Annotated in this window: 21 protein-coding genes and 1 rRNA gene; 2 read left to right on the forward strand and 20 right to left on the reverse strand. The window is 50.6% G+C overall.

The features are described from left to right. The 3 genes from F1381_RS26405 to F1381_RS26415 all read right to left on the reverse strand — a co-directional run. Positions 1–91: ribosomal RNA gene (locus F1381_RS26405) — 16S ribosomal RNA — on the reverse strand; the annotation flags it as partial. A 411-nt stretch (positions 92–502) separates the two neighbouring features. Next, positions 503–733: a hypothetical protein gene (locus F1381_RS26410; RefSeq protein ID WP_054943997.1), complete on the reverse strand. Its 231-nt coding sequence runs from the start codon at positions 731–733 to the stop codon at positions 503–505. Positions 734–973: 240 nt separating this feature from the next. After that, the gene (locus tag F1381_RS26415) at positions 974–1543 is read right to left on the reverse strand and encodes a stage II sporulation protein M (RefSeq protein WP_246188208.1); all 570 of its coding nucleotides are present in this window, start codon (positions 1541–1543) and stop codon (positions 974–976) included. 163 nt (positions 1544–1706) lie between these two features. On the opposite strand from F1381_RS26415, the gene pdaB reads away from it, so the two are divergent. Then, positions 1707–2510: a polysaccharide deacetylase family sporulation protein PdaB gene (gene pdaB, locus F1381_RS26420; RefSeq protein ID WP_151737818.1), complete on the forward strand. Its 804-nt coding sequence runs from the start codon at positions 1707–1709 to the stop codon at positions 2508–2510. Between the two features lie 13 nt (positions 2511–2523). Here pdaB and F1381_RS26425 read toward each other — a convergent pair whose 3' ends face one another. Beyond that, complete coding sequence (locus F1381_RS26425) at positions 2524–3345, reverse strand: PPK2 family polyphosphate kinase (protein ID WP_151737819.1); 822 nt, start codon at positions 3343–3345, stop codon at positions 2524–2526. Positions 3346–3585: 240 nt separating this feature from the next. Between F1381_RS26425 and gerD the strand changes: the two genes are divergently transcribed. Beyond that, positions 3586–4278 carry a spore germination lipoprotein GerD gene (gene gerD, locus F1381_RS26430; protein WP_151737820.1) on the forward strand — a complete coding sequence of 231 codons (693 nt, stop codon included), beginning with the start codon at positions 3586–3588 and terminating at the stop codon, positions 4276–4278. 84 nt (positions 4279–4362) lie between these two features. Here the strand turns inward: gerD and F1381_RS26435 are convergent, their stop codons facing one another. The 16 genes from F1381_RS26435 to F1381_RS26510 form a co-directional block, all read right to left on the reverse strand. Next, positions 4363–5469: an Mrp/NBP35 family ATP-binding protein gene (locus tag F1381_RS26435; RefSeq protein ID WP_151737821.1), complete on the reverse strand. Its 1107-nt coding sequence runs from the start codon at positions 5467–5469 to the stop codon at positions 4363–4365. A 91-nt stretch (positions 5470–5560) separates the two neighbouring features. Next, positions 5561–6307 (reverse strand): N-acetylmuramoyl-L-alanine amidase CwlD, encoded by a 747-nt coding sequence (gene cwlD / locus F1381_RS26440; RefSeq protein ID WP_151737822.1) that lies wholly within the window; start codon positions 6305–6307, stop codon positions 5561–5563. Positions 6308–6385: 78 nt separating this feature from the next. After that, positions 6386–7552: a sulfate adenylyltransferase gene (sat, locus tag F1381_RS26445; protein WP_151737823.1), complete on the reverse strand. Its 1167-nt coding sequence runs from the start codon at positions 7550–7552 to the stop codon at positions 6386–6388. Between the two features lie 34 nt (positions 7553–7586). Further along, a complete protein-coding gene (locus F1381_RS26450) occupies positions 7587–8279 on the reverse strand; it encodes a phosphoadenylyl-sulfate reductase (RefSeq protein WP_151737824.1) in 693 nt (230 codons plus the stop codon). A 183-nt stretch (positions 8280–8462) separates the two neighbouring features. Further along, positions 8463–8855, reverse strand: a complete 393-nt coding sequence (gene rpsI, locus F1381_RS26455; RefSeq protein ID WP_151737825.1) for a 30S ribosomal protein S9 — start codon at positions 8853–8855, stop codon at positions 8463–8465. Between the two features lie 20 nt (positions 8856–8875). Then, on the reverse strand, positions 8876–9313 hold the full coding sequence (rplM, locus tag F1381_RS26460; protein WP_151737826.1) for a 50S ribosomal protein L13: 438 nt from the start codon (positions 9311–9313) through the stop codon (positions 8876–8878). A 227-nt stretch (positions 9314–9540) separates the two neighbouring features. After that, positions 9541–10320, reverse strand: a complete 780-nt coding sequence (gene truA, locus F1381_RS26465) for a tRNA pseudouridine(38-40) synthase TruA (protein ID WP_151737827.1) — start codon at positions 10318–10320, stop codon at positions 9541–9543. A 162-nt stretch (positions 10321–10482) separates the two neighbouring features. Continuing rightward, positions 10483–10848, reverse strand: coding sequence for a 50S ribosomal protein L17 (gene rplQ, locus F1381_RS26470; RefSeq protein ID WP_019908254.1), 366 nt, complete (start codon positions 10846–10848; stop codon positions 10483–10485). Between the two features lie 33 nt (positions 10849–10881). After that, a complete protein-coding gene (locus F1381_RS26475) occupies positions 10882–11826 on the reverse strand; it encodes a DNA-directed RNA polymerase subunit alpha (protein WP_150275558.1) in 945 nt (314 codons plus the stop codon). Between the two features lie 129 nt (positions 11827–11955). Continuing rightward, complete coding sequence (gene rpsK, locus F1381_RS26480) at positions 11956–12351, reverse strand: 30S ribosomal protein S11 (RefSeq protein ID WP_151737828.1); 396 nt, start codon at positions 12349–12351, stop codon at positions 11956–11958. Positions 12352–12370: 19 nt separating this feature from the next. Continuing rightward, positions 12371–12739, reverse strand: coding sequence for a 30S ribosomal protein S13 (gene rpsM, locus F1381_RS26485; RefSeq protein ID WP_150275556.1), 369 nt, complete (start codon positions 12737–12739; stop codon positions 12371–12373). A 19-nt stretch (positions 12740–12758) separates the two neighbouring features. Continuing rightward, positions 12759–12872: a 50S ribosomal protein L36 gene (rpmJ, locus tag F1381_RS26490; protein WP_003322638.1), complete on the reverse strand. Its 114-nt coding sequence runs from the start codon at positions 12870–12872 to the stop codon at positions 12759–12761. Between the two features lie 93 nt (positions 12873–12965). Further along, complete coding sequence (gene infA / locus F1381_RS26495) at positions 12966–13181, reverse strand: translation initiation factor IF-1 (RefSeq protein WP_007132547.1); 216 nt, start codon at positions 13179–13181, stop codon at positions 12966–12968. Positions 13182–13183: 2 nt separating this feature from the next. Then, positions 13184–13492 (reverse strand): KOW domain-containing RNA-binding protein, encoded by a 309-nt coding sequence (locus F1381_RS26500; protein WP_151737829.1) that lies wholly within the window; start codon positions 13490–13492, stop codon positions 13184–13186. Positions 13493–13503: 11 nt separating this feature from the next. After that, entirely contained in the window at positions 13504–14256 is a 753-nt protein-coding gene (gene map / locus F1381_RS26505) for a type I methionyl aminopeptidase (protein ID WP_151737830.1), read from the reverse strand. A gap of 4 nt (positions 14257–14260) precedes the next feature. Further along, the gene (locus F1381_RS26510; RefSeq protein ID WP_151737831.1) at positions 14261–14905 is read right to left on the reverse strand and encodes an adenylate kinase; all 645 of its coding nucleotides are present in this window, start codon (positions 14903–14905) and stop codon (positions 14261–14263) included. Positions 14906–14908: the final 3 nt, after the last annotated feature.

A 14908-nucleotide genomic window follows, 5' to 3' on the forward strand; every position in this document is an offset into this window, starting at 1 on the left:
GGGAGCAAGCTCCCTCATCACTCCGCTCGACTTGCATGTATTAGGCACGCCGCCAGCGTTCGTCCTGAGCCAGGATCAAACTCTCCAATAAGGTTTTTTTCGAGCGCCTACTTCACCCGAATTACCCCGGGAAAATAACCATCCGAAAATTTATCGAATAAGCTGATAGCTCATTTTGAAACTGACGAGAATAAATTCTCATTTTGGAATCACCGAAGTGAATCCCGATACTCACTCGTTGTTCAGTTTTCAAAGATCAAAGCTATCATTTTCGTCTTCGCTGTTTGTCAGCGGCGACTTTTATAATATATCATAACCTCGTTTGTTTTGGCAAGCTTTTTTTTGAAAAAGTTTTTTTCGTTTTTTGCTCGCCTGCGTTCTTCTTTTTCAAAATGAAAAGGAGCGCGAGATATAATGTATCACAGCAGCTCCTTATTAGTCAACTATTAGTTTTCATTTTTTTGCGAATATCCATTATGTGTCCCCCTGAATGCTCGAGCTCTCAGTGTTTGAACTGCGACGTTCGTCCACCCCACGCATACTTGGACAGTTCTTTTTGCGGAGCGAAACGGGCATACATGCGGAATACCGTTTTATATCGATTGGCAATGGCATGCCTGATATTCTGGTCCAAGCGTTGATCGCTTAAATCCAGAAGCATCTCGTCAAGCTCTTTGCGCAAGACATAATCCAGCTCCTTGCATTCTTTCTCATTGAACAACATTCCCAACATATGCTTGGCCTCCTTCATAAATTGAACTGAAAAAGTCTTAGATACCTCCGCTTGTGCGATCGAAGTTAGTCCATTGGGTGGGAAACGCAGGTCTATCTATCCGCTTACACTAGATTAACCCGAAGCACGGTACCTATAACCACAAATATTAAAATTCCCCTCAGCTCCTGAAGACAAGGGATGCCTGCTTCCAGCCCTGAAGCCTTTGGCTTTATATGGTATGCACATTTCCGCCGGATTTTATGATAAGAGGGCAAAGGTTATTGTACTTTCGATTACAGCGGCGATAAGCATCATTACTACAACCCACAATGATCCGGTCACAGTTCGCTTCAGCATTGCCGTAAGTGACCGAGATGTCTCATCCCGGGTATTTGCACTGAATAACCTGGCGGCTACCGTTCCCCCGAATTGCAGCCCTAACGCACAAGCGATCAATAGCGCTGGAATCTCAATAACGCCATGGGGCAGCAGTCCTTTTATGATCAGTTCGAACAAATCTTGTCCTTGCAGCAGGGACAAATGAATCAAGTATCCGATAACTGCCCCGTTAATGAGTAAGAAGAACGCCGGCAGCACCCCGAACAGCGCACCAAGATAAATGATTAGAACAGACTTGATGCTGTTGTTCATGAAAATGAACCAAAAGAAGCTCCATTGCGGATTGGCCGACTCCCTCAATTCCCCCGCAATCGTGCTTAACCCCTCAAGCTGTCCGGCCAGTAGCCGCTCAATGCTTCCCGTTCCGATCCAGCCGATGCCTCCCCCAAGAACAAACAATATAAACGCCAGCCACAGCGCAGCGCTCATACTTTTCAAATCTCTAACAAAAGCAGGCAATGAAAGCATAGCGGCCTCCCGGTATTGTATATTCTCCTGTCCATGATTTACTCCGGAATAGGTCTAAGCAGCAGGTACGAGCATACATTTAGAGTAAACAAGCATTTCGTCATGGGAGAGGAGCGCTGTCAGTATGAATTCGTTTTATGTATTCAGCGGAAAAAAGATTAAACGGTTTCTGTACCTTTTTGCCGCTGCGCTTCTGGCCGCCGGTGTCGTATATGTCGAGAGGGGCAATATTACCGTTTTCTCTGAATCCGGTCCTTCCGCAATATACAGCGTGCCGACGGAAAAGAAGCTGATCGCCTTAACCTTCGATATTAGCTGGGGAGAGAAACGGCCTGAACCGATTCTGAAGGTGCTGGAGGATAAAAAAGTGGATAAGGCCACCTTCTTCCTCTCATCACCCTGGAGCAAAACCCACCCGGATATCGTCACCAGCATCAAGGATGCAGGCTTTGAAATTGGCAGCCACGGCCACAAGCATGTCAACTACAGCACACTCAGCAACGAGGAAATCCGTACGCAAATTTCGACGGCACATACGATCCTGACCGAAATGACCGGTAAAGCGCCCAACCTGATCCGCATGCCCAACGGCGATTTTGATAAAAGAGTGCTTCAGGTGGCCAGCGATCTCGGCTATAAGGTGATCCAGTGGGATACCGATTCCCTGGACTGGAAGAACATTGGCGTCGACAATATTGTCAAGCGCGTCACCTCTAAAGCCCATCCCGGGGATATTGTCCTGTTACATGCGAGCGATTCGTGCAAACAGACACATGAGGCGCTTCCGCTCATTATCGACAATTTGCGGGCTCAGGGTTACGAATTTGTGACCGTTTCCGAGCTGATCAGCCAAAGCAGCGCCGACGGCACCGAAGTTCGCGACTCCGCTTGGCTGGATGACAGTCTTGAGGATGCAGCCGGCATGTAAGCGATCAGCCTGGTCAATGCCGGGGAGAAATCAGTTCTGAGATCTCCGGCGTTGGCGCATCCAGCTTCGGATAACTGAGATCCAGCGTCTCCAGTGTCTTAACGACAATACTTAGCGCCAAGTAATTGCGGTACCAGCGGTGGTTGGCCGGTATCCAGTACCAGGGCGCTTTTTCAATATGAGTCTCTTTAAAAACATCCTCGTAGGCCCGTTGGTAATCATCCCAGTATTTCCGCTCCTGCAGGTCACTGGCATCAAATTTCCAGTGTTTTGCGGGATCCTGCAGCCGCTCCTGGATTTTCTCCAGCTGCTTTTCTTTAGAAATATGCAGAAAAAGCTTGATAATGGTCGTACCCTCTTCAGCCAGCATTTCCTCAAACTGGCGGATATAACGAAAACGCCGCTTCAGCTCCCCGGCACCGAGCGTACCGTGCACCCGGGGAACCAGCACATCCTCATAGTGGGAACGGTTGAAAGCGGCAATGTAGCCCTTGGGCGGTGTTTTCATGTGGACGCGCCACAGAAAATCATGCGCTTCTTCTTCAAGTGACGGCTTTTTAAAGCTGGTCACGATGAACCCCTGAGGGTTGATGCCCGAGAAAATATGCTTTACAGTTCCATCCTTCCCGCTGGAATCCATACCTTGGAGAACCACGAGCAGTGAGTGCTTTTTCTGGGCAAACAGAATATCCTGCAGTTCGGCGAGGCGTTCCTTGAGCTTTTCTGTCTTGAGCAACGCCTCTTCTTTATTATTCAGCTCACCGGTGTCATCCGGATCGAGCCGGTGCAGCAGCTTATCGGCTGTGTCTTTTATCATATAGCGCTTGATGTTCATATATTCCACCTCCAAAAAATCGTCCTTCGCTTGGGTACCTGTCCTTTAAGATTAACCCTTAGGCACCGAATTTAAGCAATGGCTCCGTATTGTCCACTCCGGATGTACGGTGTTTTCTGACCTTTAGCTTTAGCAGAATAATCTTGCCAGTCCTTCCGTCAAAAACTGCGGTCACCCCTCATAAAACCTGCGGTGCGCGGCATACTACAGTCAGGAATCCGATCTAAGGAGGGCAGCGCAATGAAGTGGAGGCGTGTGGGGATTTACGGCTTGGCACTTACTCTGGTGTTAACCTTAACTGCGTGCGGAGGAGAACAGAGCAGCTCATCGGGCCAAATGGGATATAAGGAAATGAAGACCATGGTGGTCGATATTCTTAAAAGCGATGATGGGAAAAAAGCGGTCGAGGAAGCACTCAGCGGCAGCTCGGGCTCCGGCTCGTCCGGAGGCGGCGGACTCAGCATGAAAATGATGCCGCTGCAGACCACGGAAGAAATCCGGCTAGCGGTTAAAGATACAATTACAGCCCCAGAGTACCAGAAGGAAATCGAAAAGATCATGACCGATCCGCAGTTCGCCGGCGATTTCGCCAAGGCCGTCAACTCGCAGAGCAAAGAGCTGCACCTGCAGCTGATTAAGGACCCTACGTATCAGAAATCGGTCGCAGAAATTATGAAGTCCCCTGAAATGATGAAAATGTTCCTGGATCTTACCAAAACACCGGATTACCGCAAGCAGTCAATGACCATTATGCAGGAAGCCATGCAAAATCCGCTGTTCCGTATGGAAGTGCTGGGCCTCTTGAAGACAGTCGTCCAGGATGAGCTGCAGCCTAAAGTCGAGAAAAAAGGCGGAGGAGAAGGCGGCCAGGACGGCGGAGAACAGGGCGGCGGTGGGGGCGGCGAAGAAGGCGGCCAGGAATCCGGTTCATAAAATCTTTCGATAGCTCAAGGAAGAGGCCATCTCCCTTTAAAGGAAATGGCCTCTTCAGCGTCGGCATATACTAGTGATTTGTACCTATTCAAATTTGGCAATTAGTTTATCCGCCACTTCGGCGAAGATCTCAGCCGCACTTGTACCCGCTTTATATACGGAAGGGGAGAAATCGGGTTCTGAGATGTGGTTATCGGGTGCGCCTAGCGGCAACTGGGCCAACAGTTCGGTATGCAGCGTCTCTGCGAGCCGTGCTCCCCCCCCTCTGCCGAAGACATAGTCTTTCTTCCCGCAGCCGAAGCATTCATAATAGGACATATTCTCGATTACTCCCAGCACTTCATGGTCTGTCTGCAGTGCCATAGAGCCTGCTCTTGCCGCTACAAAGGCCGCTGTGGCATGCGGGGTAGTCACGATGATCTCCTTGCTGCCCGGCAGCATCTGATGGACATCCAGGGCCACATCCCCCGTTCCCGGAGGCAGGTCGAGCAGCATATAGTCAAGCTCTCCCCAGCCTACATCGCTGAAGAATTGCCGCAGCATCTTGCCGAGCATCGGACCGCGCCAGATGACGGGGCTGTTCTCCCGGATAAAGAAGCCCATAGACATTACTTTAACCCCGAAACGCTCTACAGGAATAATCGTTCCATCCTCGACGACCGGCCCCTCTTCAATGCCCATCATATCGGGAACACTGAAGCCGTAGATATCGGCATCAATGAGGCCGACCTTCTTGCCCTTACGGGCCAGCGCCACTGCCAAATTTACAGTAACCGTCGATTTTCCGACGCCGCCCTTGCCGCTGGCTACCGCGATGAAGTGGACACCTGAGTCCTCGCTCAGCAATTCATGGCCCTCAAGCCCTGCTGCGTGGCCTTTCAGCTTGTCCCCCTCATTATGTTCCGGTTGATCCTCTACGCTCTCTCCGCGCAATATAGCGCGCTCATAGTCGGTGGCATCGCGCAGACGGATATGTACATTGCCCGCCCCGCCTTCTGCCAGCAGATCGCGAACCTCCTGTTCCAGTTGCATCCGGCTTTGCTCATCGGTATCCAGGCAGGCAACCGATAGTGAGATCCGGTCCTCTTTTACCATAATATCGCGGATCAGTTGCGCATCCACAAGGCTTTTTCCAGACACCGGGTCGGTAAGCGGCTGTAGAATTTGCTGAATCTGTTCTCTGGTCAGCATGGATAACACCTCTGTTTCTTCCGGATGGGGTAACTCTCCGGGGATTAGGTTATATTATAGCATTACCCTCTCCGGAAAGAGTAGTCTACACTTACGGCTGCTCCGCACTGTAACGCAAAATGCCGCGGTAGATTGCAGTTGCTACTTTTCGCTGATAGACATCGTCTCCAAGCAGCGCCGATTCCTGCGGATGGGATAGAAAGCCCACCTCCACCAGTACAGCAGGCATTTTGAGCGCCTTCAGCAAATAGACGGTATTCGCCGTCTTGGCCACACGGTCCGTATTTTCCAGAATGGTTCGAAGCTCTTCCTGAACATAGTCGGCATATACCTTGTTCCCCTCAGTGGCCGGATAATAGAAAGTCTGCGCTCCGCTCCAGCGGTCCGAAGGCACGCTGTTCATATGCACGCTTACAAACAGCTCCGCACCCTTCTCCTCTATGCTTCTCACCCGCTGCTGCAAATCCTGGGTCTTCCGTTTGGAATATCCTTTGGTTCCTTCAAGGGCCAAGTCATAGTCGCCTTCACGCGTCATTACTACAATTGCGCCGGCCTGCTGCAAATAATCACGCAAATAAAGCGATACTGCGAGATTAATGTCTTTCTCGATCAGTCCTCCGCGGCTGACAGCTCCCCCGTCCGGGCCCCCGTGGCCGGCATCGATTGCAATGACCTTGCCGGAAAGTGGCAGGCTCCAGTAGTTCGCCGGTTTGGCGCCTGGCATATCGTAAGCGATTATACTGATGATGGCAGCAAGTAGTACGCCGGCGAGCATGCCTTTCTTGATTCCGCTCCAGGAAATCCAGACCGATACCTTATTGCGCTGTCGGCCAGACATAACAAAGACCCCCTCGTCCACATAGATTCTACTCATCTATATGGGACAAGAGGGCCAATTAGTACGCCCAGGGATAATTTAAGCTGTAACTTCCTGCATTCCTTCAATCAGGATTTGTGCCACTTCCGGACGCGTAAACTGCGGAGGCGGACATTCACCGGAACGCAGCAGCGCACGCACCTTCGTGCCCGACAACGTCAGATGCTGATCGGCCGGGTGCGGACAGGTCTTGTTCGATGCCATGTTACCGCACTTAACACAGAAGAAGCTGTGTTCGAAGAACAGCGGAGTGATACCCAGCTCTTCGGCGCTAAAGTTGGAGAAAATCTCCTGTGCCTCATAGGTGCCGTAGTAATCGCCCACACCGGCATGGTCGCGGCCGACGATGAAATGCGTACAGCCGTAATTCTTCCGTACCATCGCATGGAAAATGGCTTCCCGGGGTCCGGCATAGCGCATCGCCGCCGGAAATACGCCGAGGAAGGTGCGGTCCTGCGGATAGTAGTTCTCTAGCAGTGTCAGGTAGCTCTTCATACGCACGTTGGCCGGGACATCATCCGACTTAGTCTCGCCTACGAGCGGATTGAGAAACAGGGCATCAACCACTTCCATGGCACATTTCTGAATATATTCATGCGCCCGGTGGACCGGATTGCGGGTCTGGAAGCCGACAACGGTTCTCCAGCCTTTTTCGGCAAAGATTTGCCGGGTCTTAGCCGGATCGAAATAAAAGTCGGCAAATTTCTCCGGCTGCGGCCGGTTCAGCACCGTAATCGGGCCGCCCACATAGGTGCTTGGACGCGCCAGCAGCTTGCTGACACCGGGATGCTCAGGATCGGTAGTCTTGAACACATTTTGCGCTTCAAATTGCTGGTCCACACTATAAATGCTCTCTACATCCAAGAGACCGTACACCACGCCGTCATTCTCGCCCACGAGTGTAACAGTATCTCCAACGTTCAAGCTGGAAGCAGTGCTGTCTTCTACAGCAAGTGTTACAGGTATACTCCAAACGATACCGTCCGCAAGACGCATACTTGTCACTACAGAATGGTAATCCTCTTCATTCAAAAAACCAGTCAGCGGAGAAAAGGCACCCACACCAATCAAATCAAGATCTGAAATCGTCCATGTATTAATCGGGATGCTCTTATGCTTGGCAGCCTCTTGCAACAACCGTTCTCTTTCCGCTCCCTCGGCAACCCGTTGAATCAGCGTTCCTCCGTGAGGAAGTATTGAAGTCATCTGCGCTCTCTCCTTCTGTGATTCATCTGCAATATTATTTATGAAGTCCGCATTCTGTTTTTTCGCTACCCGACCATCTTCCGGCGCGGGGATCTTCACCAGGCATTACTGCTCGGGTGCAATATTCGCAGCCGATACTAGGGAAGTTACGGTCATGCAGCGGGTTGTATATTACATTGTTCTCGCGGATATAATTCCACACATCCTCAGTAGTCCAACTGGCCAGAGGATTGAATTTCACCAGCCCGAATTTGCTGTCATATTCAATCTTCTTGGCATTGGCCCGGGTTGGCGCCTGGTCGCGGCGGATACCGGTAATCCATGCCTCATACTGCCCGAGAATACGGGTCAGCGGCTCAACTTTGCGGATGGCGCAGCATTGATTGGCATCCACAGTCCACAGCGAATCACCGTATTGAAGCGCCTGTTCCTCAGGAGTCATCTGTGGGGAAACACGGACGAACTCCATGCCGTATTTATCAACCATTGCGTCCCTGGTCTCGTAGGTTTCTTTAAAATGAAAATCGGTATCCAGATAAAAAACATCAGTCGACGGGCTGATCTTCTGCAGCATATCAACAAGCACTACGTCTTCGGCTCCAAAGCTGCAGGCAAAAGTTATATTGGGGAACGTTTCAACCGCAAAGCGGATAATTTCTTCCGGTGTGGCATTTTCCAGTTCCTCGGCTTGCACCTTAATTAAGTCTTCCTTCTCAAGCAGATTCATTACGATATTCCTCCGTTTTCGAATTAAATCATGAATATATTAATGTGAAATGAGTACAATCCCAACTAAATCTATATGAAATAGTATAAGGCTTTCAGGAGTGAAGTCAATGACTTTCTGGTGAAAAACAGAAAAGCCCCCGACCAGAGGTCGGAGGCTTGCTGTCCCGGATACCAGGAGATATTAACGTTTCGAGAACTGTGGAGCGCGACGAGCGGCTTTGAGGCCGTATTTCTTACGTTCCTTCATGCGTGGGTCACGAGTCAGGAATCCGGCTTTCTTCAGCGATCCGCGGTATTCAGGATCAACCTTCAGCAAAGCGCGGGCAATGCCGTGACGGATTGCGCCGGCCTGGCCGGAGATGCCGCCGCCGTGTGCGATAACCAGCACATCGTAGCTGCCCAGTGTTTCGGTCAGAGTCAGCGGTTGTTTTACGATCAGTTTGAGTGTTTCCAAACCGAAATATTCGTCCATATCGCGTTTGTTAATGACAATGCGTCCTTCACCCGGTACAAGGCGAACACGTGCTACCGAATGTTTACGACGACCTGTCCCATAGTATTGTACTTGTGCCATGAAACTGTCCTCCCCTATTCTTATCCGCGAAGTTCGTAAACTTCAGGTTTTTGTGCTGCATGTGGATGCTCGGCGCCGGCATATACTTTAAGTCTCAGCTTCATTTGGTTACCTTGACGAGTCTTAGGAATCATGCCGTGAACGGCAGATTCGATTACACGTTCAGGTTTGCTGTTCAAGAGGTCCTGAGCAGTAGTAACCTTCAGGCCGCCTGGATACAAAGAGTGACGGTAGTATTTTTTGTTTTGCAGTTTCTTGCCGGTCAGATGAATCTTCTCCGCGTTGATAACGATAACGAAATCGCCAGTGTCAACGTGTGGAGTGAATTGTGGTTTGTGCTTGCCGCGGATCAGAGCAGCGGCTTCACTCGCCAAACGGCCGAGCGTTTTGCCTTCGGCATCGATGATATGCCAATTGCGCTCAACTTCGTTCGGCTTCGCCATATAAGTGGTACGCATGAAAGTATCCTCCTTAGTTCTCGTACGAAAATCTTCTTATTCGTATGTCAAGTTTCACGATTAGAATTACATTGTTGTAAGTTGGTAAAGCATGTTTTGGGCATTTTCTTGAGCGGGGCTGTGGGATAGCCATCAAGAAAACACAACTTTTATATTACAGTATAACTACGCCAAGCGCAAGCGGTTTTTAAGAATAGCGGTCAACATTTTCTAAAAAAAACCCTGATTCAACTATCCAGCTCATCGTATTCAACGCTCCACAGCGCAAGGCCGTTGGCCACTGCCGTAGGCCCTGCTGCCCCGCGGTCGCATGCAGTCAGAATATCAGCTATCCGGTCCGCTTGATACTTTCCTTCGCCCACTTGCATCAGCGTCCCCATAATGATGCGGACCATATGCTGCAGAAAGCCGCTGCCCGTAATATACGTATGAATAATGCCCTGATCCCGTGTATCCGGCCGGCAAAGACTGCGGTCAACCTCAATGCGGGCCTCATAAATGGTCCGTACATGTGAGGTTTTGGTGGATTTGCGGGAGGCAAAGGAAGTGTAATCATGCGTCCCGAGCAGATGCAAAAGCCCCCGTTCCATCGACGATATATCCAGCTTACCGGGATGGTGGTATTGCCAGCGCCGGAGAAAAGGATCGGGGAACTGGTTCCCGTTGATCGTATACCGGTACGTTTTCCGCTTCGCCCCTCTGCGAGAGTGAAACGAAAGCGGGACCTCCCGTGCTTCCGTAACCACGATGTCTTCCGGAAGCCGGGCATTCAGCGCCAGGCACCAGCGCTCCACCGGAATCAGCGAGGCCGTAGTAAAGTTGAACGGCTGGCCATAGGCATGAACTCCTGCATCCGTACGTCCGGAAGCAGTAATCTTCAACTCTTCACCTGTCAGCAGCCGGATCGCTTCCTCCAGGCGGTCCTGGACGGTATTCCCGCTGGGCTGGGTCTGAAAGCCATCGTAACGGGTTCCGTCATAGTTGACTTTCATGAACAGATTGCGCATGCTACCCTTCCTTTCCCCCGCCGATCCAAAAAAAAAGAGCCCCGGCGGGAGCTCCTTCTACTCTATACAAGGTGATTCCCGCGGTTATTGGTACGGCAGGGCCTGAAAGCCCCTGCTGCACAATAACGAGTTTGATCCCAACCGGAAATCATTGCTTGCTAACTACGCACGGTCTACCAGCTCAAGATATACCATAGGCGCAGCATCGCCACGGCGAGGTCCCAGCTTCAGGATACGGGTGTATCCGCCTGGACGCTCAGTGTAACGAGGAGCAATGTCAGAGAACAATTTTTGGATTGCATCTTGTTCACCATCCACAGTCTCACGACGAACAAAAGCAGCTACTTGACGACGGGCATGCAGATCACCTTTTTTCGCTTTAGTGATCAGCTTCTCAGCGATGGAACGAACTTCCTTCGCTTTAGCTTCCGTAGTCTGGATGCGCTCGTACAAGAACAGATCCGTTACCATGTCGCGGAACAACGCTTTGCGCGCGCTGGAATCACGGCCCAATTTTTGGTATGCCATTTGTTTTCCCTCCTTTACTCAAGCAATCGTGAACTATTCTTCAGTACGCAGTCCCAAACCGAGCTCCTCGAGCTTCTCTTGAACTTCTTCCAAAGATTTGCGGCCCAGGTTACGGACCTTCATCATATCTTCTTCCGTCTTCGTGGTCAGCTCCTGCACGGTATTGATACCGGCACGTTTGAGGCAGTTGTAGGAACGTACAGACAGATCGAGTTCTTCGATTGTCATCTCAAGCACTTTTTCTTTTTTGTCTTCTTCTTTTTCCACCATAATTTCGGCGTCTTTCGCTTCGTCCGTGAGACCCACGAATAAAACGAGGTGCTCGTTCAAAATTTTGGCGCCGAGGCTGACGGCCTCTTCCGGTCTGATGCTGCCATCAGTCCATACTTCCAGCGTCAACTTGTCATAGTTGGTCACCTGACCGACACGCGTGTTGTCGATCACGTAGTTCACGCGGGAAATAGGCGTGTAAATGGAGTCCACCGGAATAACACCGATCGGCTGGTCCTCGCGTTTGTTACGGTCAGCCTGAACATAGCCGCGTCCGCGGCCTGCAAAAATTCGCATGTGAAGTCTCGCGCCAGGACCCAGCGTGGCAATATGAAGATCCGGATTGAGGATCTCAACGTCGCTGTCCGCACGGATATCACCTGCGGTAACGATGCCTTCACCTTCAGCATCAATCTCGAACACTTTCTCTTCGTCAGAATGAATCTTGAGCGAAAGAGCCTTAAGGTTCAAAATGATCTCCGTTACATCTTCCATTACGCCAGGAACAGTCGAGAACTCATGCAGAACGCCGTCAATTTGCACCGAAGTCACTGCAGCCCCTGGAAGGGACGAAAGCAGAATCCGACGAAGCGAATTCCCCAGAGTCGTGCCATATCCACGTTCAAGCGGTTCAACTACGAATTTCCCATAGGTTCCTTCATCATTGACTTCTACGGTCTCAATCTTCGGCTTTTCGATTTCTATCACGAGTTACCCCTCCTTCAAACGTCGCTCCTATATGAAACGTTCACCCATCAGGTGTATCATGTAGTATGCCTAAACACCTATTATTAGCAGATGCGTCAGAATTATACCACAATCACCAAACTGATTTCACTATACGCGGCGACGTTTTGGCGGACGGCATCCATTGTGAGGAACTGGAGTTACGTCTTTAATGAGGTTAACTTCCAGGCCTGCGGCCTGAAGGGAGCGGATGGCTGCTTCGCGGCCCGCGCCCGGTCCCTTAACCATAACTTCAACGGACTTCATGCCGTGTTCCATAGCTGCTTTTGCTGCAGTTTCGGCTGCCATTTGCGCTGCAAACGGAGTCGATTTACGGGAACCTTTGAATCCTTGGCCGCCGGAGCTTGCCCAGGAAATTGCATTACCGTGCGGATCCGTAATAGTAACGATGGTGTTGTTGAATGTGGAACGGATGTGTGCCACTCCAGCTTCAACGTTCTTACGGTCACGACGTTTGGTACGAACGACTTTCTTTGGTTTAGCCATTGTCTCTTATCCCCCCTTATTACTTCTTCTTGTTTGCTACCGTACGACGCGGGCCTTTCCGGGTACGGGCATTGGTCTTGGTACGTTGACCGCGAACAGGCAATCCACGACGGTGACGAACACCGCGGTAGCAGCCGATCTCAGTAAGACGCTTAATATTCAAGGAAATTTCACGACGCAGGTCACCTTCAACCTTGACCGATTTGTCGATCGTTTCACGCAGTTTGCTGACTTCATCTTCCGTCAAATCACGGACACGTGTGTTAATATCAATGCCTGTTTCTTTCAGAATTTTCTGGGAAGTCGTTTTACCGATTCCGAAAATGTAAGTCAAGGCGATCTCAACGCGTTTGTCACGTGGCAAATCCACACCAGCTATACGAGCCATTTACGCTACACCCCCTTCTTTAACCTTGTTTTTGTTTGTGCTTCGGATTTTCACAGATTACCATAACAGTCCCTTTGCGGCGGATGACTTTGCATTTTTCGCAAATGGGCTTTACAGAAGGTCTTACCTTCATGTTAATTCCCTCCTAATCGTTTTACACGGAGTAAAACTGGGTTCGAAACTTGCGTGTAGTTTTGCGAAGCAAAACTGTGCCAAAAGTTCACATCTATTTACGGTAAGTTATACGGCCTTTAGTCAGATCGTAAGGCGATAACTGCACAACGACTTTGTCCCCGGTCAGAATACGGATGAAGTGCATCCGCAGTTTACCCGACACATGGGCCAAAATCTGATGACCGTTCTCAAGTTCGACTCTAAACGTTGCATTCGGCAGCGGTTCAATGACCGTGCCTTCCACTTCAATGACATCTTCCTTAGCCACAGTTAGTCTCCTCTCTCATTTGCACTGGATCCGGCGGAAGCCCCATACTTCATTACCACAAAACGCAGCTTTCCATTTGTGACCCGGCCGGTTTCTTCCAAACTGTCTACAACCTCACTGCTGATGAAGGGTATGAGCTCCAAATGCTGAATATTCTTCTTCTTCGGGGCATCAAACCTGCGTTTGTCTCCATCGGCAATGTATACAAATCTGCTATCTATAACCTTGATAACAACGGCAGCCTCTCCGGCATCTTTGCCTTTGAGAATTCTCACTAATTGACCAACCTGCGGGCTGCTCCCAAGTTTCATGTGAAGTTCACCTACGCATTCAGTTTCGTGAAAATTTCCATGCCGTCCGGTGTCACTGCTACCGTGTGCTCGAAATGGGCACACAGCGAGCCGTCAACCGTAACGACCGTCCAGTTGTCTTCCAGCGTTCTGACATATCTTTCCCCGGCGTTTACCATCGGCTCAATCGCGAGTACCATACCCGGCTTCAGACGTGGCCCGCGGTCCGCTATGCCATAATTCGGAATTTGCGGTTCTTCATGCAGTTTTGCCCCGATGCCGTGACCCACATACTCGCGGACGACGGAGAAGCCCGCCTCCTCGATATATTGCTGGATCGCATGGGAGATTGTAAACAGGCGCACATCCGGTTTGACCAGCGCCAGTCCAGCATACAGGGAGCCTTCCGTTACGTCCAGCAACCGCTGGGCTTCTGCGGAAATTGGTCCTACCCCGTAGGTCCAGGCGGAGTCACCGTGATAACCGCGGTACTCGGCCCCAATGTCCAGCGTCACAATGTCGCCTTCGATCAGTTTGCGTTTCCCTGGAAATCCATGCACCAATTGTTCGTTGACTGAAGCGCAAATGCTGGCAGGAAAACCGTTGTAATCCTTGAAAGACGGCACAGCACCTTGACTGCGAATGTATTGATCGGCGATTCGGTCGAGCTCGCCTGTCGTGATCCCAGGCTCAATGGCCTGCTTAATCAGCCGGTGAGACTCGGCAACAATTCGACCAGCTTCCCTCATAAAGGCAAGTTCCTGTTCGGATTTACAAATGATCATTACATTAACCCCGCAGCAACGATACGATTTCGGAAGTCACGACATCAATTTCGTTCTCTCCGTTCACCTGACGCAAAAGACCCTTATCATCGTAAAACGCCAGCAGAGGCGCTGTCTTGTTGTCGTACTCATCCAGACGCTTGCCTACGCTTTCCTCATTGTCATCCGGACGTTGATACAATTCGCCGCCATCAATGTCGCAGATGCCTGCTTGCTTCGGCGGATTGAAAATCAGATGGTAGGATGCACCACAGGTACTGCAGATCCGGCGTCCAGTCAGACGCGCCATCAGCAGGCTGCGGTCCACATTCAAGTTGATTACATGATCCAGCGAAGTGTTGAGCCGGCTTAAGATATCCTCCAGCGCTTCCGCTTGCGAAAGGGTTCTTGGAAAACCATCCAATAAGAAACCTTTTTCGCAATCGGACTGCTGAAGCCGTTCCTCAACGATTCCAATGGTCACATCATCAGGCACAAGTAAGCCTTGATCGATATAAGACTTGGCCTTCAGCCCGACCGGAGTCTCCTGCTTGATCGCCAAGCGGAAGGCATCTCCTGTCGAAATATGCGGAATGCCGAACTCTTTCACGATTACGCCTGCCTGCGTCCCCTTGCCTGCCCCAGGAGGGCCCATGAATAGTATGTTCACGAT

Source organism: Paenibacillus tengchongensis, assembly GCF_008973665.1.
In the GTDB taxonomy this organism is placed as follows: Bacteria; Bacillota; Bacilli; order Paenibacillales; family Paenibacillaceae; genus Paenibacillus_AQ; species Paenibacillus_AQ tengchongensis.

Bases quoted from the DNA above. Each gene is read 5' to 3' on its own strand.
- rplQ (WP_019908254.1), bottom strand. From the start codon at position 10,848: ATGGCATACCAAAAATTGGGCCGTGATTCCAGCGCGCGCAAAGCGTTG.
- F1381_RS26450 (WP_151737824.1), bottom strand. From the start codon at position 8,279: ATGAATCTGCTTGAGAAGGAAGACTTAATTAAGGTGCAAGCCGAGGAA.
- rplM (WP_151737826.1), bottom strand. From the start codon at position 9,313: ATGCGTACCACTTATATGGCGAAGCCGAACGAAGTTGAGCGCAATTGG.
- rpsI (WP_151737825.1), bottom strand. From the start codon at position 8,855: ATGGCACAAGTACAATACTATGGGACAGGTCGTCGTAAACATTCGGTA.
- F1381_RS26410 (WP_054943997.1), bottom strand. From the start codon at position 733: ATGTTGGGAATGTTGTTCAATGAGAAAGAATGCAAGGAGCTGGATTAT.
- rpmJ (WP_003322638.1), bottom strand. From the start codon at position 12,872: ATGAAGGTAAGACCTTCTGTAAAGCCCATTTGCGAAAAATGCAAAGTC.
- truA (WP_151737827.1), bottom strand. From the start codon at position 10,320: ATGCGCAATCTGTTCATGAAAGTCAACTATGACGGAACCCGTTACGAT.
- rpsK (WP_151737828.1), bottom strand. From the start codon at position 12,351: ATGGCTAAACCAAAGAAAGTCGTTCGTACCAAACGTCGTGACCGTAAG.
- F1381_RS26435 (WP_151737821.1), bottom strand. From the start codon at position 5,469: ATGCTGACCAGAGAACAGATTCAGCAAATTCTACAGCCGCTTACCGAC.
- F1381_RS26415 (WP_246188208.1), bottom strand. From the start codon at position 1,543: ATGAGCGCTGCGCTGTGGCTGGCGTTTATATTGTTTGTTCTTGGGGGA.
- pdaB (WP_151737818.1), top strand. From the start codon at position 1,707: ATGAATTCGTTTTATGTATTCAGCGGAAAAAAGATTAAACGGTTTCTG.
- F1381_RS26500 (WP_151737829.1), bottom strand. From the start codon at position 13,492: ATGAAACTTGGGAGCAGCCCGCAGGTTGGTCAATTAGTGAGAATTCTC.
- gerD (WP_151737820.1), top strand. From the start codon at position 3,586: ATGAAGTGGAGGCGTGTGGGGATTTACGGCTTGGCACTTACTCTGGTG.
- rpsM (WP_150275556.1), bottom strand. From the start codon at position 12,739: ATGGCTCGTATAGCTGGTGTGGATTTGCCACGTGACAAACGCGTTGAG.
- cwlD (WP_151737822.1), bottom strand. From the start codon at position 6,307: ATGTCTGGCCGACAGCGCAATAAGGTATCGGTCTGGATTTCCTGGAGC.
- map (WP_151737830.1), bottom strand. From the start codon at position 14,256: ATGATCATTTGTAAATCCGAACAGGAACTTGCCTTTATGAGGGAAGCT.
- sat (WP_151737823.1), bottom strand. From the start codon at position 7,552: ATGACTTCAATACTTCCTCACGGAGGAACGCTGATTCAACGGGTTGCC.
- F1381_RS26425 (WP_151737819.1), bottom strand. From the start codon at position 3,345: ATGAACATCAAGCGCTATATGATAAAAGACACAGCCGATAAGCTGCTG.